Genomic DNA, 21,209 nt, shown 5'->3' with positions numbered 1-21,209 from the left:
CGCGACGCCTTCCGCCCGCATGACCGTTAGCTGCCAGTACGCCGTCGCTCGCGCGCGCACCCGGCACGGTGGAGGCCGGATCACTCCGTGCCAGCAAGAGGAAGAACCGCATGAACATCACCGGACTGCTCAGGGTCACCGTCGCCGCCCCCCAGCGGCGCCTCGACCTGGCCCTCCCCGAACAGGCCTCGGTCGCCGAAGTCCTCCCCGGCCTGCTCACCAAAGCCGGCGAACACCTCGCCGACCAAGCCGCCCCCGACGGCGGCTGGGTCCTGCGCCGCGCCGACGGCGCCGAACTCGTCCTCGGCCGCACCCTCGGCTCCCACCGCATCCGCGACGGCGAGATCCTCCACCTCGTCCCCCGCGAACTCGACTGGCCGGAACTCGAGTACGACGACCTCGTCGACGCAGTCGCCTCCGGCGCCGGCAAACTCGGCGCCATCTGGACGACCCGGCACACGCGGTTGGCCGGGTTGACCGGTGCCGCGCTCGCGCTGCTCGTCGGACTGACCACGATTCTGCGTCACGCCTCGCCGTGGGCCGAGACCGCGACCTGGTTGTTGCTGAGCGCGCTGCTGCTGATCGGCGCCGGCGTCTGTCTGGCGCGAGTCGCCGGTGACTCTGGCGCCGGTGCCCTGGTATCCGGACTCGGCCTGCTCTTCGCGGGGCTCGGTGGTCTGCTGTTGCTGGCTGGTTCAGACAAGTGGCCCGCGATCGGTGCACCCCAGGTGCTCGCCGGCGGGACCGCCCTGATGCTGGCCGGAATCGCTTGTTATCTAGGGGTCGTGGACAAGGCCACCCTGTTCGCCGGCGCCACGACCACCGGACTGTTCGCCTTGCTGGCCAGCTGGCTCGGTACGGCGGAGTCGCTGGACGGCCCCGATGTCGCGGCGATCGTCGGCTCGGCGGTGTTCGCGTTCTCGCCGTTCTACAGCCAACTCTGTCTGCGGCTCGGCCGGTTGCCGATGCCGATCCTGCCGCGGACGACGGCCGATCTGGTCCGTGACGATCCGCAACCCGCACGACGCGAGGTGTACGGCGCGGTCCTGCGAGCGGACGGCCTGCTCACCGGGATGCTGATCGGGATGGCACTGACCGTGGCGACCAGTCTGGTGCTCCTGACCTTCGATCACAGCCACCCGGCGACCATCCTGATCGGTCTGCTCTCGGCTGGATGCTTGCTCAGGGCAAGGATCTATCCGGTGCTGAAACACCGGCTGCTGTTCCTGACCGCCGGGCTGATCGGGCTCGCGTGTCTGACGCTCGGGCCCCTCAGCCGGAGCAGCGCCGATCCGATCACCGTGGTCGTACCGCTCGCTGTCCTGTTCGCGGCGGCGACGATCTTCTTCGGGCTGCGGTACAGCAGCAAGCTCCCGAGCCCCTACTTCAGCCGGTACGCCGAGCTGCTCGAAGTACTCGTCACGCTGGCGCTGCTGCCACTCGCCTGCTCGGTCCTCGGCCTGTACGCCGTCGTCCGGGGCTGGGGAGGCTGACATGGCGACCAGGAAGGACCAACTGCAGTCCCACCAGTTCTCCGTCCAGCGGATGGTGTCGGCACTCGTCACCCGCGAGACCGATCCGGAGACGCCGCCGTTCAAGCGAGTCGGCTACTCCGCGATCTGGAGCGTCGCCATCATGGTGCTGGCACTCGCCTGTGTGTGGGTCTACGGGTTGGTGGTCCCCGGCGGCAACAAGGCCTGGAGTAAGGGTGACGGCGTGATCGTCGAGAAGGAGACCGGCACCCGCTACGTCTACCTCGACCAGCACCTGCACCCGGTCACCAACTACGTCTCCGCACTACTTGCCATCGGCAAGAAAGGCGAGACCCAGCGGGTGTCGCAGAAGTCGCTGGCCGGCGTGCCTCGTGGCCCGCGGATCGGCATCCAGGACGCGCCGGACGCGTTGCCCGCGGCAAAGAAACTGCTCACCGGCGGCTGGACCCTCTGCTCGCAACCCACTCTCGATCTCGCCGGCACCCGCAGTAGCGAGTCCGTGCTGATGATCGGCCAGCAGCCCGGCGGCGGACAGCCGCTCGCGGACTCCGTGATGTTGGTCGAGGTCATCGGCAGTGGTGACCGCTACCTGATCCGGAACGGCTATCGCCACCGCATCGTCAAGGCCGACGCAGTGTCCGTTGGTCTCGCCCTCAACTCCAAGCCATGGGCGACGGTCGGCTCGGCCTTCGTGGATGCGCTGCCGGACGGCGAACCGCTCGCTCCGATCAAGTTCAGTGATGTCGGGAGGCCGTCGATCGCCGTACCGGGCCGGAAGGGAACTCTGGTCGGGCAGCTCTTCGTCGTCCGGACCTCCGGTGGTGGCGTCCAGCATTACCTGGCGACCGAGAAGCGGCTGCTCGCGATCTCCGAGCTCCAGTTCGACATCCAGACCGAGTTTCCCGGGACCATCGCGGCGTACCGCGGCAAGCGGCCGACGCCGATTTCGCTCAATCTGGCGCAGGCCGGTAGCGCGGACGACCAGAGCCCTGCCGTCGAGGAAGGCATGGCTCCCCGCAGCCGGCCGAACTTCATCGCGCCCCGCGATGGGCTCGGCACCGTCTGCGCCACTTTCGCACCCGGCGCCAAGCCGCCCACTGTCACCATCGACTCGGTGCTGCCTCCTCGGGACCGGATGACGGTGACGCCGAAGATCGGTCGCCGCGGTACCGGGCTCGCGGACCGCATCCTGATCACGCCGGGGACCGCTGCCGTAGTGGTTTCGCTCCAGTCTGATCAGGCCCCCAGTGGGACCATCTCGGTCATCACCGACATGGCGCGCTCTTACCCACTCGCAGACCCGGACCTCCTGTCCACGCTGGGCTATGGCGGCGTCACCCCGGTGCCGATCCCCGCCGCTTTGATCGCTCGAGTTCCCCAGGGCGCTGGCCTGGACCCGAAGGCCGCAGTGCAACCCGCTCCCTGATCACCCACACACCAAAGGACCCGGCTCGGAGATCCGAGCCGGGTCCTTCAGCTAGTACGGCGATAGTCAGTTGGCGAGCCGTGGAGTCGCCTGCGGCGCGGCCACCTCCGCCTCGTCCACCTGCCACAGCTCCTCGTCGAGCAACTGCAGCGTCTCGGCCGCCGGACCGCTGTCCTGCCGACGCCGCGTGTTGGCCGGAACCGCCGGGAACGCACCCGGCAGGTCCTTACCAGCCCGCCCACGCAACCCAACCGGTACGCCGGGAGTTTCCTCGTCCCGCCGATCCCGCTTCCGTCCGACCGGCCGGATCGGCGCACCCTTGCCGTTCCGGCCATCGCCGGCACCAGCACCACCCATCGGCGGCATCATCGGCGGCATCCCGCCACCGGACGAACCCGCCCCGGCCCCAGCACCACTGGACAATCCAGTGGGTGCAGTCGGTGCCTGCCCACCACTAGGAGCCGGCGCCGCCGACACCTGCTGAGCAGCCCGCGGAATCTGCTGGAACCCGTTGCCGGTCTTCAGACCGCCGCCGCCCTTGCCTGGGCCACCGCCGATCCCGCCACCGATACCACCCGGCCCGCCGCCACCGATCCTCCCGATCCCACGCGCACCGGTCCCAGGACGGACCGGCAACGGAGCAACCGGCGGCATCGCGACAGGTGGTGGCATACCCGGCAGATGCGGACTAGGCACCGTCGGCATCTTCACCGGCGGAGGCATAACCGGCGGCGGCGCCGTCGGCATCCCCGCCAACCCAGTGTCACCCCCAGGCATCTCCCCACCGGCCCCCGGCGTCTCCCCACCAGCCCCAGCATCAGTAGGAGCCCCACCAGCCTCCTGCCCAGCAGGCCCACCAGCATCAGTAGGAGCCCCGCCAGGAACCCCGCCCGGAGCGCCACCTGGAACGCCTCCCGGAGGCGCCCCTGCCCCGGCTCCAGCTCCGGGGCCTACCCATTTCATCTGGCTCGATGCGCTCACGATCGACGTTCCGCTCGATTGCAGGTAATCCGCCAGATAATCGAGGGTTGCTCCTGCCTGGATCACCTTGGGCCTGATCAGATTGATCGTGTTCTGAATATTTGTCTTCTGCTCGTCAGCAGTCGGCACGTAAACCATCCCGTTGACTTCCGTACCTCCGTCGACGGCCTGCGGCGCGTTGGCCTGCTTCATGAGCCCGACCTGCTCGGTGACGTAGTCCTGGAGGATCTGGACGGTGTCCGCGGTGAACTGGATGGTTGAGCGAGCGCTCTCGAGCATGTCGGGGATTCCGGTGCCGGCGGTACCTGCCGTGATTGAGTTGTGTGACTTGTCAAGAGCCACCTGGGTGTTCCTGACGGCCTTGTAGTACTCCGTGGAGTCGTCGGAGCTCGTGTAGAACCGCTCCAGCGCCTGGTTGGCGATCGCGAAGTGGCCGGCGTACTCCCCGATCGCCGTGCCGGCCTTCTCCCACATCTGGATCGAGGTACTCAGTGGGGCCAGGAGCTTCCGTCCGGACTGTGCCTTCCGATTGAATTCGGCCATCTCCGACACGAGCGTGCCGAGATCGTTGGTCGTGCTGACGTTCGCTGCGTAGTTCATCAGCTACCTGCCTTCGGCTGCGGGCCGCCGAGCTCAGGGGGAAGCGGGAACTTGTCCGGATGGTCGTGCTGGTACTGAAGTGCGTAGGTCCAGTCGACGAAGCCTCCTCGGATCGGCACCGGACCGTCCTGCTGTTTCAGCAGCGCCTGGATCCGTTGCACGCTGACGTTGCTGTGGTTTGTATAGCTGGTGGTGATCGAGTCGACCGCTGACTTGTAGCCGGCGGCGCCGTTGGACGTGCGCGTCATGTATTCCGCCAGCTGGTTGCGGGCGGTGCGCTCGTTGACCATGAACTCCTGGGCCTCCTTCAAGTCCATCTCTGCGGCGTCCGACGCCGAATAATTCGTGACGTCGGCCAGAGCCGTGTCGAACTCGCCCTGGGCCTTTCCGAGTGCTTCTGATGCGGCGCGCATTCCTTCGGTCTCTGCTTCCAAAGTCATCTCGCCCATTGATCCTCCTGTCGTGCTGAGTGTCAGACGGCCTGGTGGTCGTCGGACGGTGGGTGGGTTAGTTGGATCAGCTGGGTGCCGCCTTGGCGGCTGATGTACCAGCCGCGGCCGGGGGGCATCTGCTGGGCCCGCAGGCCGCCGAGGAGGGGTCCCTCGTCGCGGCTGCCGGACATCAGCAGGCCAGGTGAGCCCACTTCCTTCATGCGAGCCAGGATCGGCTCGAACAGACCGCGCATCGCACCGCCGGTGCGGCGCGCGGCGTACAGGCGCAACCCGATGTCCGCGGCTTGCGCGATGAACGGGTGCAGTGGCATCAGAGGGTGGTTCTCGGTGGAGGCCACGAGGTCGTAGTCGTCGATCAGCAGGAAGATGTCCGGGCCCTCCCACCACGAGCGGTCGCGCAGCTGTTCGGGTGTCACATCGGATCCGGGGAGTCGTTGCTGGAGGAGGTTCACCAGGCCCTTGATCAGCTCGGTGGTGGCGGCGTGGTTGGCGCCGTACCCGAGCAGGTGCTCGCCTTCGACGCGGCCGAGCAACGTCCGTCGGTGGTCGATGACCACCATCCGGGCTTCCTCCGGGGTGTAGGTCTCCTTGATCCGGGAGGCCAGCGTGCGCAGGAATCCGGTCTTGCCGGTTTCGGTGTCACCGAGCAGCAGGAACGTCGGACTGACCTTCGGGTCGAGCAGGACCGGTTGCAACGAGCGCTCGGCGACACCGATCGCCAGACCGTGTTCCTTCGAGCTGGCGCCGTCGCACACGTCGTACGCGACATCGTTGGGCAGCAGGCGGATCGGCGGTGCGCCCTGTCCGGGCCAGGCCTCCTTGACCACGTCCACCAGCTCGGCGAGGGCGACCGAGATCCGGTCGTCGCCGCTGTGCAGCCGTGGTTCGGCGATCAGGAAATGGTGCTTGCTCGCGATCAGGCCGCGGCCTGGTGACTTCTCGGGAACCAGTACGGCGGTCCGGCGGTCGATCATCGAGTCGATCGGGTCGCCGAGCCGGAGTTCGAGCTTGGTCCCGCACAGGTCGCGGACGTTGGTCCGCAGGTCGAACCACCGCGGCACGCTGATCATCAGGTGGACGCCGTACGCGAGACCCCGGGTCGCGATATCACCCAGCACCTGCTCCAGATCCTCGAAATCACTGCGGATCGTCTGCCAGCCGTCGAGCACCAGGAACACATCGCCGTACGGCGACTCCAGGTCGTGACCGGCTTTCCGCCGGGCCCGGTACTCCGCCATCGAGTCGATCCCCGCCGCCGCGAAGGTCCGCTCGCGTTCGGCGATGATCCCGTGCACCTCGATGACAGTGCGCCGTACGGCGTTGACGTCCTGGCGACCGGCGATACCGCCGACGTGCGGGAGGTCGCGCAGACCGGTCAGCACGCCGCCACCGAAGTCGAGGCAGTAGAACTGAACCTCTTCGGGGGTGTGGGTCAGGGCGAGGCCCGCCACGACGCTGAGCAGCGCAGTGCTCTTACCGCTTTGCGGACTGCCCGCGATGGCCAGGTGCCCGCCGCTGCCGGCCAGGTCGATCAGGAGTGGGTCGCGGCGCTGGTCCAGCGGCCGGTCGACGACGCCGGCAATGCAGACGAGCTGGCCCGGCTGGAATCCACTCTGCTCGTCCGAGGTTCCGGAGTCGGGCAGTAGCTCGCCGAGTGCGGGCGACTCGTCCAGGGGCGGCAGCCAGATCTGATGCGCAGGCTTGCCCTTGCCCTCGAAGCGATCGACCAGAATGTCCAGCAGGGTCTCACCGACCGTCTCGTCGAACACGCCGTCGGGATCCGTGGGTTCCGCGGTGTCGTCCTCTTCGGTAGGCGGCGCGACGTACGTGCTCGCGTAGTCGATGAGCTCGATCGAGTTGTCCGGTGCGATCTGCAGACCGCCGAGCTCCGGACGTCGGTGCACACCGGAGACGTAGGCCGAACGGAAGCGGTCCATCTGCTCGGTGCCGACCCGGAGGAAGCCGTGGCCAGGAGCTCGGGGCAGGTGGAATGCATCGTTGACTCCAAGGACCGTGCGGCTGTCGATGTCGGAGAAGGTCCGCAGACCGATCCGGAACGACAGGTGGGTCTCCAGTCCACGCAGACGTCCTTCCTCCAGTCGCTGGCTGGCCAGCAACAGGTGGACGCCGAGCGAGCGGCCGACCCGGCCGATCTGGACGAACATGTCGATGAAGTCGGGACGCGCGGTCAGCAGCTCACTGAACTCGTCGCAGATGACGAGGAGCGTCGGGACCTCCTCCAGCGGTGCTCCGGCCGCGCGGGCCTTCTCGTAGTCGCGCAAGGAGGAAAAGTTGCCTGCGGCCCGTAACAGTTCCTGCCGCCGGAGCAGTTCGCCGTTGATGGCGTCCGTCATCCGGTCGACCAGATGCAGCTCCTCAGCCAGGTTGGTGATCGTCGCACTGGTGTGCGGAAGTTTGTCGAGCCGTGCGAAGGTCGCTCCACCCTTGAAGTCCACGAGTGCGAAGTTCAGCGAGCGCGGCGGGTGTGTCACCGCGAGCGCGAGGACCAAGGTGCGCAGCAACTCGGACTTGCCGGATCCGGTCGCGCCGATCAGCAGGCCGTGCGGGCCCATCCCTTCCTGAGCGGACTCCTTGAGGTCGAGTTCGATCGGATGGCCGTCGGCGCGGAGACCGAATCGCACCCGCAGCCGGTCCCGGCTCGGTCGGGGCAGCCAGGTGTTCTCAGGGTCGAAGTCGTAGGGGTCACCGAGGTCCAGAAGCTCCGCCAATCCGAGATCGGCGCTCAGCGGTTGATCCCCTTGTGCACCGGCGGTGAGCCGGAGCGGGGCCAGTTGCCGGGCCAGGCCTTCCAGGGTGGCGATGTCCAGGCCGTCCGCCGTACCGAGGTCGTCGTCGCCTTCCATCGTCTCGGCGTTCAGGCGGCCGTCCGCGTCGACGTTCAGAATGATCGAGGTCGAGTCGATGACGTGCGGCGGACGGAGCGTCAGGTCCAGGACCGTGACACCTTCGAGGCCGGCGCCCGCGAGCAGGTGGTCGGATCCCTCGACCGTCGCGCCGTCCAGGACGACGACGATATGAGGCCCGGTGACCCGGCCGGCCATATCGGGATCGAACCGCGGCCGGTCGCCGAGGACGTCATCGAGCATCGCCTCGATCGCCGTCACGGACGGGGCGATCAACCGGATCGGACCGAGTGCGTCGAGCCGCTCGGGATGGAGAGCGTGCGGGAGCCACTTGGCCCACTCCCACGTCTCCTTGTTGTCAGCCGCCGTACAGATGGCGATGCGCAGGTTGTCCGGAGCCTGCAGAACGGTCAGCTGCGCGAGCATTGCGCGCACCAGTGCCAGCGACCGATCACGGTCGCCCGGCAGATAGATCCGGCTGAAACCGGTGACGGCGATCGCGAGCGGTAGACCAGGCACGGAGGAGTACGTCGTGACGAAACGCCGCAAGGCCAGTGCAGACAAGGGTTCCAGGCGCTCGAGTGCTGGGGTGTCCGGCGGTACGACGGTGGTGGCCGGCCCCTGTCGCCCGACGCCGATCCTGGTCACGCCGAAGTCGCCGTCGTCCTGCCTGCGTTCCCACAACCGGTAGCTACCCGCCAACGACCACAGCGATTCCGGGTCCGGGTGGTGATAGGTGAGGGCGCCACGCTGGTCGGCGATCGAGCGTCCCAATCGCAGCCGTTGCTGGGAAAGGTGCCGCAGATAGGAACGGCGGGCCTGGCTCATCTCCGCCTTGCCCGAGCCCTTGCTGCTGAACGCGGACATCACGATCATGCCGATCATCGCGGCGCCGAACAGCCCGAAGATCACGTAGCGCAGTCCGCCGGCCATGCTGCCGGAGAACATCAGCATCATCGCGCCCATCATCGCGACCATCGGCAGCATCATCAGCATCTGCGACCATTGCCGCCCACCGGGCTCGGGAACCTCGGGTGGTGCCTCCAGCAACAATTCGCCGGCCGGCAGTTCCGGGGCAGCGCGGCGCATCGGCCGCCGGACCATCATCGTCGCCATCGTCGAACACCTTCCTCGTGACCTCTGCGTCGATCGTGACGCGGAGAAGTCAGCAGTGGCAGGCAATGGCAGGAAGGTGTCGGTCCGGTCTGCGGCTCAGCGCCGCGACCTACTTTCGATCGACAGCACTATCACCTTGGAAAGGAGTGTGTGATGGATCCGGTCATCGATGCGAATACACCGAACCTGATGCATTACGTCAACCAGATCAGGATGCACAGCGAAGGGCAGGTCGGGCAGGCCCGGCTCGCGGGCAACCAGGGCACGGACCTGCTCGTCTCGCTCGGCGGTGAGGTCGGGAGCATGGAGTACAACGTCAACGACCACTGGGTGGGCAGGCACAACCGAACGGCCGTCATCGCCGGTGGACACGCCGATGGTGGTCAGCAGGCCCACAACCAGCTGGAGACCCTGAGCGAGAACGGGGTTTCCGCTCTCAGCCGGCATCTGATCGCCTGACCGAACTGACGAAAGGATCGAGGATCAATGGCAATCATTCACCAGCAGATCGAAGGCATGTTCCAGGGCGCGGCCGACAAGCGGGCCGGCGCCCTGGCCATCCGGACCGACGGTGAGGACATGATGAGCTTCGACAAGCTCGTCATGCCGAACGGCGACTGGGTCGGAGCAGGCCAGAGCGAGTTCTTCCAGGCCCGGTACATGAACCTGATGGACATCGACGACTCTGCCTCGCACCGGGACGCGCACGCCGCGGAGTTGGACAATGTCACGCACTCCGCTGTTCAGACCTCGGCGCAGTGCCGGGCGATCGCCCTGTCCTGCCAGATGAGCGTCTGAGCTGTTCCCACGCAATGAGCCCCAGCGATTCGCTGGGGCTCATTGTTGTGTCAGACCTCGTCGGGGCGCCGCGCGAAGAGGAACTCCGGTGGTAGCTCGTCGGCGTGGCCGGCCTGGCGACCGGAGGTGTGGCGAGTTACGGTCCAGCGGCGGCGGCGTCCGACGATCAGTAGCGAGCACAGGAGAATCACGGCAGTCGTTCCGCCACCTGCCAAGAGCGCGACGCTGCGGGCTTCCGTGCCCTGGGTCTGCCACCAGGCCGCGGCAGCCAGTTGTTGCGGGTCCGGTTTCACCGCCGTGGCGGCAGGCATCGCTGCCGGTCTTCCGGCCGGCATGCCCTCGGCGACCGCACGATACGGGTCGACGATCCCGGCGCCGTACTCCATGCTGTTCGTGCCGCCAGGCGCTGGGGCAGCGGTTGCCATCAACCGTCGTGCCACCTGATCAGCGGTCAGTTTCGGCCAGGCTGCTCGCACCAATGCGGCGGTCCCGGCAACGAACGGCGTCGCGAAGCTTGTGCCGCTCTGGTAGGCGTGACCGCCGACACGTGTGGTGGTCAGGACCGCCTCGCCCGGTGCCACGAGATCGACGTACCGGCCGACTTGTGATGCGCCGACGCGGACACCGGAGTTGTTGATCGCGCCGACGCCGATGACGCCGGGGTAGTCCGCAGGGTACGAAGGCAGCAGGGAATCGTTCGCAGTCTGCTGATTGCCGGCCGCGGCGACCACGACGACATCGTGCTGGACCGCGTAGGCGACAGCGTTCCGGACGGGTGCATGATCCTGGGTGCCGGCGACCGAAAGGTTGATCACGCGCGCACCCCGGTCGACGGCCCAACGGATGCCGTTGGCAAGGATGGTCTGGTCGATCGCCTGGGTCTGTCCGTTGTCGTCGAGCTCCCGTTCGCTGATCCGGACCGGAAGGATCCGCGCGCCCGGCGCGATGCCCTCGAAGCCGATCCGGTCCGCGCCGTCGGCGGCGATGATGCCGGCCACCCCGGTGCCGTGTGAGACGCAGTCGTACGTGCCGGGGTACCTACCGCGGAGATAGAAGTCGTGGCCTGGCAGGACTTTTCCCGGGTGGCGCAACTGTGGATTGTCGGTATCGACACCCGAATCCACCACAGCGACGAGAACGCCGCCACCGGTCGTGAACCGCCAGGCGCGCTGCGGCATCAACTGTTGCTGTGCCCAGGGCAGCAACCGGACGACCGGATGAGCGGGCTCGGCGTTCCGGCACTCGCCTCGCGGCGGTTTGGCGACAGCGGCCGGCGCCACCAGGCCGACCGAGAGCACGCCGGCGGTCAGCGCGGCGCAGATCCGTTTGCTCGCAGGTGCTTTCACCCTGCGAGCGTGGGCGACCACGAGCCCCCGACGCCGCCGGTGGCCGGAAGTTGTCAGCCCGGTACGACGTCGTGGTGGCTGCCCGAGACTGCGAGGAGTACGTCGATCGAGGAGGGACGATGAGCGTCGAGGATTCACCACGCAGCAAGGTCGAACGCACCGGCGCCGAGGCGCGGCTGGGCCAGCTCGAGGATCTCGAACGGGAGACCCGGCGGCTCCGGAGTGCTGTCGACGACACCACCGGGTTCGCGGAGTCGTCCGACGGGCTGGTCGAGGCGACGGTCGGTGTCTACGGCGAGCTGGTCGAGTTGGTGATCGACCCGTTGGTCTTCCGCTTCCAGGATGCCGAGGCGCTGGCCGAGGAGATCCGGGGTGCGGTGAACCGGGCGCAGAACGAAGCCCAGCAGAAGATCCGCCGGCAGGTCGTCGAGTACCTGCCGCCGCGCCCGTCGTCCGAACCTGCCGATCCTGCCGATCTCGCGTTCGGCCCGCTGCTCGGCCTGCTGCGGCCCACTCGGAACGGGGGCCGGTGATGGCGGCGCCTGGACCGATCCGTGCGGGTGGTGTGGGCGACATCGTGATGTATCCGATGGAGACCAACGCCGCGATGGTGCAGCTGTCCGAGGCCGGGAAGGCGTTCGGGGACGCGTGGCGGACGATCGGACCGCTGCTGGCTGCGGACGAGGCGAAGGTCGGCACCGGCTTCGACGAGCTCAGTTCGAAGTTTCGTACGGCGTACAACGACATCGGCACGAAGCTGAAGGAGCTGGCCGGTGAGATCGAGCCCAACATCAAGGCGATGGGTGCCAACGGCAATCAAATTGTCCAGCAGAAGGTGCAGCTGAGCCAGCAGCAGGCCGCCTATCTACGGCAGATCGTGTGATCCCCGAACCGACCACCGAGCTGTGGCTGTGGTTGCGCACGTTCTGGGACACCAACATCTGGCCGCAGACGGATGAGGACGCGGCGCAGCGGATGGGGGACAACTGGCACCAGCTCTCGATCGCCCTGCAGTCCAGCGTCGACGAGGGGAACGCCGCCAACGCCTCGGCGGCGGCGGTCTGGCTGGACACGGACGGTGGCATCTTTCACGACGCCGTCGACGAGAACCTGAACCAGGGCTACGCGGAGGCGGTCGCGTCCTACGAGGACGTGGCCAAGATGTGCTGGGACCTGGCGCGCACTGTCGCGCAGACCAAGGACCAGATCTACTCCGAACTGATCCTGAACGCGGTCTTCTTCGCGCTGACGTTCCTCGCACCGCCGGGCATCGGCGACCTGCTGCGGATCAGGTTGCTGGTCTCGCTGGCCAACCGGTTCTCCAGCCTGATCCGGGCGGCGGCAGGGCTGATCGAGCACGCGGCCGCGTCCGCACCGCGTGCCCTCGGCCGGCTGATCGGCGAGATGGCGTGGGAGGGAGTCGAGGAGATCGGCACCGAGGTCCTCGCGCAGTCGATGGACATGGCCCGGGGGTACCGCGACAAGTTCGACGGGACGCAGATTGCCATCGCCTGGGGTGCCGGCACGATCGGTGGCCCGCTCGGTCAGGGCGTGAGCCGGATCGGCCGGATCGGACGCAGGCCCGCCGTGCCGCGCCCGGACCTGTCCCGGGGATCGATGGTGCTGCGCCAGACCGGACAGACGTTCGTCGTCAACGGGATCAGCTCACCGATCTCCAGCGTCATCGCCCAGTCAATTGCTGAGGGCAACTATCTGAACGCGATCAACCCGCTGGCGTGGGGCGAGGCGGTCGTATCGGGCGGTCTCACCGCCGGTGCGCTCGGCGCCGGGCGGATCGTCTCGGTGCATGCAGGTGACGTCAGCGGACAGTTCCTCAACAACCACGCCCGCTCCGCCCTCGGGCTGAAGCCGTTGGATCCGTCGGCGCTCAATCCTCCTGGTGGTGGCCCCAACGGACCGACTCCGGCCGCTCCCGATGTGTCTGATGTCGGCACGCCGGGCGCCAGTACGACGGCTCCGGGAGCAGCCGCCGCAGCTGGGAACCAACTCGGCGGTTCCCCCGGTACAGGCACCGTCGATGCTGGGCCTGGGGTGCTGGCCGGAGCTCGGCCGTCAGCCGGTGGAGCCGGCCACCTCACCCCCACGGCCGGTCACGGTGGTGGAAACACCGCCCTTGCCGATCCGCCGGCACCTCACGTGCGACAGGACGCCAGCGGGCACGATCAGAGCGGTCACAACGACAATGGAACCCGGCAGAACAGCGACCAGAACAATGACGGCGTACATCAGGAGGTCGGCGACGGCGCCACGGATCAAGGCGAGGCGCAGGCCGCAACTGACGCAACGGCGGCACAGGACGTTTCCGGCACTGACACTCACCTCGACGCCGGTGACAGCACAGCGGCACCTCCGTCGGATGCGCACTCCGGGTCGGATCATGCTGCTCCTCGGAGTGAGACGCCCGGTGCAGCCGACACGAACCAGGCGGTAGATCCTGGAAGTCACAGCACAGCCGGAACCGATGTACAGTCCGTCGACCAATCGGGTGCGCCACAGCAGAATGTGGATCAAAGCGGTCCGCTCTTCGTGTCGCAGCAGCCGTCGGGTGTTATGGACGGTGGGTCCCACAATTTTGCGCGCTGGGGCGCGCACTCCCGAAGCGGGCCGTCCAACCACAACTCCGAGGTCGCGGTCGAGACGGAGGTGGCGGCGGACCTCCAGACCGAGGTGACGACCGGACCTGCGCACACCAGCATCGAGACGTCCGAGGTGGCGGTAGCCGACGAAGGCGGCGTCGAGCTGGCTGGATCCGCCGAGACCGAAGTTGCGACAAGCACCGACATCGTGGATGCCGGAACCGATACAGCGGTCGCGGAGACGGCCGAGGGCGTCGCCGAGAATCGCGGGACCGCTCTGCCGGCCGATGGGTCGCTGCAGACCTCGGAACCATTCAGCCAGGCAAAGGCGGAGCCGCGTCCGAAGATGACGATGAAGGAGACGTTGCGCGAGTTCGCCGGCGGCATCGGAGACGCGTGGGGCTGGACGGATCATCATGCTGCGAGCGCGAAGGGAGCCGATGGCAATGCCGCGCGCCTGGACGACTTCGTTGCCGACGGCCCGGTTCGGGATCCGCAGGTGGTGCTACCGCGGATCCTGGCGATCCTCGCGTCACCGGCACTCCGGGCATTCGCCGATGTCGTGCGGATCGGGGTGCCCACGGTTGATTCGTCACCGGCAGGCGGCCTGCTGGTCGAGGTCTGGACGACCACAGCGACCGACCCCGTCGTGTTGCGCTTCGTGGTCGGGCCGGTCGCCGATGGTCATCCAGCGGAGTTCCACCTGACCGAGGACGGGCCGACGGCCGCGGTGATCACGATCTCGGAGCAGATCAAGGACGCTGATATCGGTCGTGCTGTGGTGCATGAGTTGCGGGAGTTGAGCCACCTCGGTGAGGGGCGGTCGGCGTTCAGCGCGCATGAGCAGGGGCGGCTTGGCGAGTTGTTGTTGATGCATGACGAGGCTGGTCGGGTGGTGACCGATTATGCGGCGCAGCGGGCGGCTTATGCGGCGAAGATGCGGGCGGTGGCGGAGGACGCCGGGCTGGGGCGGTCGAACGAGGACCAACGACTCGAGTCACTGCGGGACGAGGACCAAGTCGCCGTACGGCGGGCGCTGGCGTTTGCTGCGGATCCCACGGTGATGCCGGCGCCCGCGAGTGAGGTTGCGGAGGAGTCGTCGTTCGGGTGGTTCAACGAGGACTCGCCGGTGGTTGATCAGCAGGACGCGGCGCCGACGGCTGAGGTGACGCCGTGGGTGCCGAGTGGGAGGCCGGAGAATCCGGACGAGCAGGGGCCGAACTGGGTTCGGTGGGTGGTCGACAAGGTGACGGGGTTCCCGCGGATCGCGGAGGCGCGGTTGTCCGCGGACTTCGGGAATCGCTCGCGGCCTTCGGCCGACCAGCAGGAGCGGGAGGCCGGGACCGCTCGCGGACAGGGACAGCCGGGGGCGGGGACCGACGAGGGTGGGCACGCGGTTGCCTGGCGGTTCTTCCAGAAGGTCGCGGCGGTGATGAACTACTTCCCGCAGGCCGCGAGCTTCAACCGGGGTGCGTTCCTGAGTATGGAGAACGAGGTGGGCGCCTGGCTGAAGAACGGCTGGCAGGTGGACCTGAAGGTGTTCTTCCCGCCGAACGAGCCACGGCCGAGTTCGGTCACGGTCGTGTACGTCGTCTCCGATCCGGCCAATCCCGAGCGCGGGATCTGGACCGCTGCGCGGACGTGGGAGAACTCCGCCGTGCCGCACCGGGCCGAGCTCACCGGGCCGGGTGGTACTCGCCGGCCGATGCCGGCCGGGCGACCCAAGTGGGCGCAGAAGCAGACCAAGGCGCAGTACCAGCGGTACCAGAAGAAGCGGATCGACGCGTTCGACCCTGAGCGCAGCAATCTGTTCGAGCCGGAGGCCGACGGTCCGGGTGCGCCGCCAGGGCCGACGACGCCGGGGCCGGTGGTTCCGGTGGTCATGGGGGCGGGCGCCGCGATGGCTCCGGACGGGTCGAACCAGGTGAAATGGTCCACGGAGGCGCCGGGCGGACCGTCGTACCTGGAACTGGAGATCGTCAAGCTCCGTACGGCGGAGGGCACGGCGCCGTTCGAGTGGGTGATCGGGCGGCCGCTGGATTCTTTGCTGCCGGACGGGATCGAGTTCAGCGAGGCCGAGCTCGGGGCACTCGAGCAGCAGATCACGGCGTTGGTTGCCGAGGGCACTGAAGTCGAGGTGCGATTCTCGTTGGTGGAGAACGAGCCGCGGGTGACGGTCATGGCCGCGGAGGCGAACAACGGACCGGTTGCGCTCGAGCAGTTGCCGATCGCCGAGGTGATTCAGGCGTTGGCGAACCACGGGGTCGTCGTCCAGGGCAGTCGGGTGGTGGACGGCGTACTGGAGGTGCCCGCGCTGGATCCGGCGGATCCGGAGTTCGCGCACAAGGCGACGGCGGAGTTCATTGCCAAGCTCAACGAGCGAGCACCCGACGGGCAGTTGACGCAGGACGCCGCTGCGCTCCGGGCGGCGCACTACAAGACCCCGAACGGCCTGGCGGCAGGCGAACCGACCGGAATCGTGCAGCACCGGGACAACGTGAAGACCTTCTCGGTCCGGACCGACAGCGGTACGACGACGGTGGCCTTGCCGGGCGTGAAATTCGTCGACGGGACCTTCGTCGCCGACGCTCTGGTTCGATCGCGTCCGCTCGGGCCACCGCAGCTGATTCCGTTCTCCGGGCTGAGCGGCCGCGGGGTGTCACCACAACTTCTGCGTGGACTGCAACGGATTCTCGATCTGTGGATGGGCGGGCGTGGCCGGCCGCAGGAGCTTGCTGAGACGCCGTGGCACGAGCTGATCGAACAGATTCTGGCCGAAGCGACGCCTGAGGAGCTTGCACGGCTGGAGCTGAGTGTTGATCAGCAGGAGGTACTGGACCCGGATGCCGACCGTCCGATCTCGGAGCTCGGCGAAGAACTGGGTGAGGAGTTCGGTCAGTCGATCCTCTTCCATCTGCGCGAGGTGTTCGCCGGCGAGGAGGTGCAGCGGGTCACTCTGGAGCTGGGTGGGGCCAATACCTTCGATCAGCTGTATGTACGGCTCGAACCTGGTACCGGCAAGATCCTCGGGTGGGTGGTGGTCGAGGCGAAGAGTGTCGGCGGCGTGATCGGCTCGCGCCTGGGCCGGGGCCAGGTCAGGTACGAGCAGGGACATGGGGAGTACGTCCTGAGCATCGTCCAGGCAATGCTCAACCGGCAGGAGCGGGTGGTCGTCGTCGACACCTTCGCCCGCGAGACGGTGGAGATGGGCGGGCGTCAGCGCGAGGTCCCGCTGCGGGTGAAGGTCGACGGCGATCTGTCGACGGGAGCGGCGGTCGCCGCCGAGATGCTGAAGGCTTTGCAGGAGGGAAAACTTCAGTACTTCGTGGTCCGGGCCAAGATCGAGGCCACGCCGGAAGGCGCCGTACCGCTCGGGATGGCGGTGACGGAGTACGACATGTCGTTGCCTTCGGACCCGACGGTGATCGGCAATGCGGAGCGCCTCGGGGATTTCGCGGCGCTTGGTGAGGTGAAGGACCACGAGAAGCTCTGGGCGCGGATCGTTGCGGAGCTGGGCTTTCCGAAGCTCGCGCAGTTCGTTGATGCGCAGTGGATCCAGATCGCGCCGGACGGTCGGTCGCTGCTGGTGAAACCGTGGATCGGTGATCCGGTGGTGGTCGAGCTCAAGGTAGGAGCGGTGCCCGACGGCCATCCCGCCGAGGTGAGGATGCGCATGGGGCAGCGGCGCGCGGTGGTCACCATCTCGGAGCAGATCGAGTTCGCCGATGTCGGGCGGGCGCTCGTGCATGAGCTCCGCGAGGCCGGCCACGCGTTCGGCGGCAGACCGTCCGAGGGGCAGCCGTTCTCCGATCACCAGCAGGGCCGGCTGGGCGAGTTGCTGTACCTGGACTACCAGCGCTGGCTGGCCGAGGCGTCCGGTCGCACGCTCGAAAGCGCCCTGTACGCCGCGCGCATGCGCGAACTGCTCCACGACCTCGGGCTCCAACGCGCCGAGAACGACGGACGGATCGACCGCCTGGAACGCCAACACGACCGAATCGCCGTCCGCCGCGCCGCCGTCGCCGCCACCGAGTCCCCCACCACCCCCACCCCCCTCAACCAGCCCACTGTCCCGACCCCCGTAGACCAACCAACTGCCCCGACCCCGGTCGATCAACCAACTGTCCCGACTCCCGCGGATCAGCCGACCGTTCCGATCCCGGTTGACCAGCCGACGGCGCCCATCCCGGTCGACCAGCCAACTGTCCCGATCCCCGTCGATCAACCAACTGTCCCGACTCCCGCGGATCAGCCGACCGTTCCGATCCCGGTCGACCAGCCAACCGTCCCCATTCCCGTGGATCAGCCGACTGTCCCGATCCCGGTCGACCAATCGACGGTGCCAATCCCGGTCGACCAACCCACCGTCCCGACTCCCATCGACCAGCCGACGGTGCCCATCCCGATCGACCAGCCAACTGTCCCGAGCCCCGTGGATCAGCCGACGGTGCCTGCGGGGGATGGGCAGGCGACGGTGGAGTTTGTTCGGGGGGAGGTGAAGTCTTTGTTGTTCTTGGACGGGGCGCGGCGATTCTTTGCGGCGACGGACGCTGTTGAGTATCAGGCGATGCTGGCGATGACCGACGAGCGGGTCTGGCAGGCCGCTGGGATCCTCCGGGTCAACTGGGTCGGGGCGAACCGGTACGAGGTACACACCGCACAGGGGATGTTCGACGTGATCCTCACGGCGGATCAGGTGGCGAAGGGGACGGCCGGCACGTTTGTCGCCTTCTTGAACGGCGGTGGGCCGGCGACGTTGACGGTGTCGAACCGGGCGCCGGATGCGATTGTTGAGCGGATCGTGGTGAATCTGCTGCACCAGTTGTCCCGGGCTGCTGAGCCGACAGTGCCCAATGTGTTCGAGCCCGGCAGTGAGGCCCGGCGGCCGGGTCGGTTGAGCCGGGAGGACGGCGGTCGGCTGGCCGAGGCGCGGTTGCTGAACGGGCGGATGGGCGAGACCCGGGTCTACGAAGCGGTTCGGCGGATGAGTCTGCGGAACGCGATGCGCGCGCTGCTGGAGAGTATGGCGCTCGCGACCGGCCAGGAGGACGCCGAATACCGCCGGGCCTCGTTGCCCGACTGGGATGCTCCGATGATCGAGTGGCACCTGCAGGGCTGGAGCAAGCACGACGACCGCGTCCGGCTGCGGGAGTATCTCAAGCGGGAGGTGACGTTCAGCGCCCTGGCGCTGACCCTGGGGGCTGCGGCGGCGGCCGCGATCATCAGCGGCAGCCTCATCGCGGCCCTCGGTCTGGCGCTGCCGGCGATGGCCGCGGCCTCGGTGAACGCCTTCGGGCAGCGCTGGCTGGATGGTGAGAAGAAGGCGGTCAAGGGCGAGGCGTCGAAGCTCCGGCTGAGCGAGGTTCGCAAGCGGCTCCCGGGCATGCTGCACCGGATCGAGGCCGATCCGCACGGCGTCGCCGGTCAACCGCTCGGGCCGATCGACCAGGCGTCGCTGGTTCCGGCCGGGTGGCGGTACGTCGTCAAGGCCGCCGCTCCCGCGGTCGCGGCGATCGGAACCGTGCTCCTGCTGTCGCCGTTCGGGGCACCGATCGGCGGAGTGATCGCCGCCTACTCGGCGATGGTGGTCGTGAAGCCGATCATCGAGCGGCATCTGGACCTGCGGAAGGCCACGACATCCATCCAGCGGGCGGTAGAACTCGAGATCCGGCACGCGCTGGACCCGACGTCGTACCGATCCCAGTTGCTGGAAGCGCTCGACGAGCTGCGCGCGCGCATCAACGGTGAGCTCGCGGCCGCCGGCTCCGGGCGGGGAAACCACCGGCTGCCGTGGCTCGGGCTGGACGAATTGATCGGAAGCGAACTGGCCGAACAGCTCCCGTTGCTCTCCCGGCGGGCTGCGGATGTGCATCACGGTCTGCAAGGCGCGGATCCGACACCGCTGTCCGAGCAGCTGAGCGCCTATGCGGAGTTGCTGATCTTCGCGGCGGTCAGCGGGGTCGTCGGCGGTCTCGCAGCCGGTGCGGTCGAGGCGGCCATTCAGCGCCTGGGCGACGGGGTCGACGCGAAGGTGAGCGAGTATCACCTGAAGGCCACCAGCCATCAGCAGACGGCAGAACTCCATGCTGTGTTCGCCGAGGTGCTCGACCAACTCAGCGAGGTCGCCGATCTCGTGGAGCGACAGCGCACCGGCCAGGCCCTGCCGAATCGGCTGGCGGACCGCGCGGTCGACCGGCTGCGGAACCGGTTGTCCGTCCCCGGCGGGCCGGCGCAGGGCCCTCCGCGCGGTGAGATGTCGGCCTGGTGGCATTCGCTGCATGCGGTCGGACCGGCAGTCACCGTCGGCGTGGTCGGGCTGGTCAATTCCGTGCTCGGGATCGATCTGGACATCGCCGCTCCCGCGCTGGCGTTCGCGGGCGTCCAGGCGCTGGCACTTCCCGCGATGAAGTGGTGGACCGAGCACCAGAGTGCGCGCAACCGTGAGCACGAGAGGTTCGCAGGCAACAAGGAGGCGGTCAACCGGGCCGAGCTCGCCGATCAGCTGACGGCCATGCAGTACGTCCTCGACCGGATCGGTCGCGATGCCGGTCAGGTGATCGGCTCCGCTGCACCGACGGTCGAAATACCGTTGTCCGGTACGGAGTTGTCGGCCCTCACCGACCGGGTGCGGGCGGCAGTACGTGAGGCGCGACTGGCCGTCGTACCGAAACAGGAGGAGCCTTTCCGGGAGCGGCAGGAACTGCATCGGTTGCTGGACGAGCTCGAGCGGCAGGCGGATCTGGTCGACGAGTTCGGTACGGCGGCCGAGTCGGGGCAGCCGGGAGCGCCGAACAGACTGGCCGAGGCCGGCCGGCGGCTCACGGAGCTGCTGGCGGCGAACGCCGTCCATCCTGACCATCGGGTGCGGTTGCCCGGTCCGGACACCGTCGACCCGGCGAACGGACGACGGCTGGTCGGGGATCCGTTGACGCGCGCGAAAGGGCTGGCCGCTGAGGCTTGGCGGCGGATGGTGGCCGAGCCGGAAGGCATTTTCAACCGCTCCGAGCGAGTGATCGCGTTGGGCCGGGTTCGGCATGCGCTGGACACGCTTGAGCACCAACTCGCGATGATCGAGGCCGACAGCCACCGCCGGACCCTGGGGGTCGAGCTCGCGCTCACCGATGTTGCGCAGACGCTCGAAGACTTCGAGCTCCTGCAGCGTGAGGCAGGAGTGGCCGGCACCATGGGACTGGACTCGGTCGGGATCGCCCAGTACGTCGCCGACCGGCTACTGGCTCGCAACCCGGACGCTCTGGCCGGTGCCGACACCCGCGAGCTGCCCTTGGCAGCGCCACACCAACCCACCGTCGAGCTGCCGACGCCTCCGACGGTCCAGCTGCCGATGCCTCCAACGGTCGAGTTGCCCATGCCTCCGACCGTCGAATTGCCGGTGCCGACGACCGTCCCGATCCCTGTCCGCCCGCAGACCACAGCGCAGCGGATGGCCGCGGAGGAGTATCAGGCGCGGCTTCGGCAGGCTCGGGACCGGGGCAGGAGGAATCAGGGCGGCGCGCCGGGCGGAGGCTGACAGCTTGC

General features: G+C 68.0%; 11 protein-coding genes. 7 read left to right on the top strand and 4 right to left on the bottom strand.

What is annotated here, in order from left to right:
- The first annotated feature begins 110 nt into the window (after window positions 1-110).
- Both eccD and eccB read left to right on the top strand, forming a co-directional pair.
- Window positions 111-1,493, top strand: a complete 1,383-nt coding sequence (eccD, locus tag ACIA49_RS39735; protein ID WP_396383525.1) for a type VII secretion integral membrane protein EccD — start codon at window positions 111-113, stop codon at window positions 1,491-1,493.
- Window position 1,494: 1 nt separating this feature from the next.
- The gene (eccB, locus tag ACIA49_RS39730) at window positions 1,495-2,919 is read left to right on the top strand and encodes a type VII secretion protein EccB (protein WP_396383524.1); all 1,425 of its coding nucleotides are present in this window, start codon (window positions 1,495-1,497) and stop codon (window positions 2,917-2,919) included.
- Between the two features lie 66 nt (window positions 2,920-2,985).
- Here eccB and ACIA49_RS39725 read toward each other — a convergent pair whose 3' ends face one another.
- Genes ACIA49_RS39725 through eccCa form a run of 3 tightly spaced genes read right to left on the bottom strand, consistent with a single transcriptional unit; the run spans window position 2,986 to window position 8,932 of the window.
- Window positions 2,986-4,500 (bottom strand): hypothetical protein, encoded by a 1,515-nt coding sequence (locus ACIA49_RS39725; protein ID WP_396383523.1) that lies wholly within the window; start codon window positions 4,498-4,500, stop codon window positions 2,986-2,988.
- The gene (locus tag ACIA49_RS39720) at window positions 4,500-4,949 is read right to left on the bottom strand and encodes a hypothetical protein (protein ID WP_396383522.1); all 450 of its coding nucleotides are present in this window, start codon (window positions 4,947-4,949) and stop codon (window positions 4,500-4,502) included. The genes ACIA49_RS39725 and ACIA49_RS39720 overlap by 1 nt, the downstream gene beginning before the upstream one ends.
- A gap of 23 nt (window positions 4,950-4,972) precedes the next feature.
- Window positions 4,973-8,932 (bottom strand): type VII secretion protein EccCa, encoded by a 3,960-nt coding sequence (gene eccCa, locus ACIA49_RS39715; protein ID WP_396383521.1) that lies wholly within the window; start codon window positions 8,930-8,932, stop codon window positions 4,973-4,975.
- A gap of 153 nt (window positions 8,933-9,085) precedes the next feature.
- Between eccCa and ACIA49_RS39710 the strand changes: the two genes are divergently transcribed.
- On the top strand, window positions 9,086-9,391 hold the full coding sequence (locus tag ACIA49_RS39710) for a hypothetical protein (protein ID WP_396383520.1): 306 nt from the start codon (window positions 9,086-9,088) through the stop codon (window positions 9,389-9,391).
- Between the two features lie 27 nt (window positions 9,392-9,418).
- Window positions 9,419-9,730 carry a hypothetical protein gene (locus ACIA49_RS39705; protein WP_396383519.1) on the top strand — a complete coding sequence of 104 codons (312 nt, stop codon included), beginning with the start codon at window positions 9,419-9,421 and terminating at the stop codon, window positions 9,728-9,730.
- A gap of 50 nt (window positions 9,731-9,780) precedes the next feature.
- Here ACIA49_RS39705 and mycP read toward each other — a convergent pair whose 3' ends face one another.
- Window positions 9,781-11,076 carry a type VII secretion-associated serine protease mycosin gene (gene mycP, locus ACIA49_RS39700; RefSeq protein WP_396383518.1) on the bottom strand — a complete coding sequence of 432 codons (1,296 nt, stop codon included), beginning with the start codon at window positions 11,074-11,076 and terminating at the stop codon, window positions 9,781-9,783.
- Window positions 11,077-11,195: 119 nt separating this feature from the next.
- Here mycP and ACIA49_RS39695 point away from each other — a divergent pair, with 119 nt between their 5' ends.
- Genes ACIA49_RS39695 through ACIA49_RS39685 form a run of 3 tightly spaced genes read left to right on the top strand, consistent with a single transcriptional unit; the run spans window position 11,196 to window position 21,201 of the window.
- Window positions 11,196-11,609 (top strand): YbaB/EbfC family nucleoid-associated protein, encoded by a 414-nt coding sequence (locus ACIA49_RS39695; protein WP_396383517.1) that lies wholly within the window; start codon window positions 11,196-11,198, stop codon window positions 11,607-11,609.
- The gene (locus tag ACIA49_RS39690) at window positions 11,609-11,959 is read left to right on the top strand and encodes a hypothetical protein (RefSeq protein WP_396383516.1); all 351 of its coding nucleotides are present in this window, start codon (window positions 11,609-11,611) and stop codon (window positions 11,957-11,959) included. Before ACIA49_RS39695 ends, ACIA49_RS39690 begins: the two co-directional genes overlap by 1 nt.
- Window positions 11,956-21,201 carry a DNA/RNA non-specific endonuclease gene (locus ACIA49_RS39685; protein WP_396383515.1) on the top strand — a complete coding sequence of 3,082 codons (9,246 nt, stop codon included), beginning with the start codon at window positions 11,956-11,958 and terminating at the stop codon, window positions 21,199-21,201. The genes ACIA49_RS39690 and ACIA49_RS39685 overlap by 4 nt, the downstream gene beginning before the upstream one ends.
- The last annotated feature ends 8 nt before the right edge of the window (window positions 21,202-21,209 follow it).

Source organism: Kribbella sp. NPDC051587 (assembly GCF_044453945.1).
Classification (GTDB): Bacteria; Actinomycetota; Actinomycetes; order Propionibacteriales; family Kribbellaceae; genus Kribbella.
The sequence above is the reverse complement of the archived record's forward strand: the minus strand, read 5'-3'. Positions and strand labels throughout refer to the sequence as shown.

Excerpts from the sequence above, each read along its gene's own strand:
- eccB (WP_396383524.1), top strand. The coding sequence starts at position 1,495 with ATGGCGACCAGGAAGGACCAACTGCAGTCCCACCAGTTCTCCGTCCAG.
- ACIA49_RS39725 (WP_396383523.1), bottom strand. The coding sequence starts at position 4,500 with ATGAACTACGCAGCGAACGTCAGCACGACCAACGATCTCGGCACGCTC.
- ACIA49_RS39720 (WP_396383522.1), bottom strand. The coding sequence starts at position 4,949 with ATGGGCGAGATGACTTTGGAAGCAGAGACCGAAGGAATGCGCGCCGCA.
- ACIA49_RS39710 (WP_396383520.1), top strand. The coding sequence starts at position 9,086 with ATGGATCCGGTCATCGATGCGAATACACCGAACCTGATGCATTACGTC.
- ACIA49_RS39690 (WP_396383516.1), top strand. The coding sequence starts at position 11,609 with ATGGCGGCGCCTGGACCGATCCGTGCGGGTGGTGTGGGCGACATCGTG.
- eccD (WP_396383525.1), top strand. The coding sequence starts at position 111 with ATGAACATCACCGGACTGCTCAGGGTCACCGTCGCCGCCCCCCAGCGG.
- eccCa (WP_396383521.1), bottom strand. The coding sequence starts at position 8,932 with ATGGCGACGATGATGGTCCGGCGGCCGATGCGCCGCGCTGCCCCGGAA.
- ACIA49_RS39695 (WP_396383517.1), top strand. The coding sequence starts at position 11,196 with ATGAGCGTCGAGGATTCACCACGCAGCAAGGTCGAACGCACCGGCGCC.
- ACIA49_RS39705 (WP_396383519.1), top strand. The coding sequence starts at position 9,419 with ATGGCAATCATTCACCAGCAGATCGAAGGCATGTTCCAGGGCGCGGCC.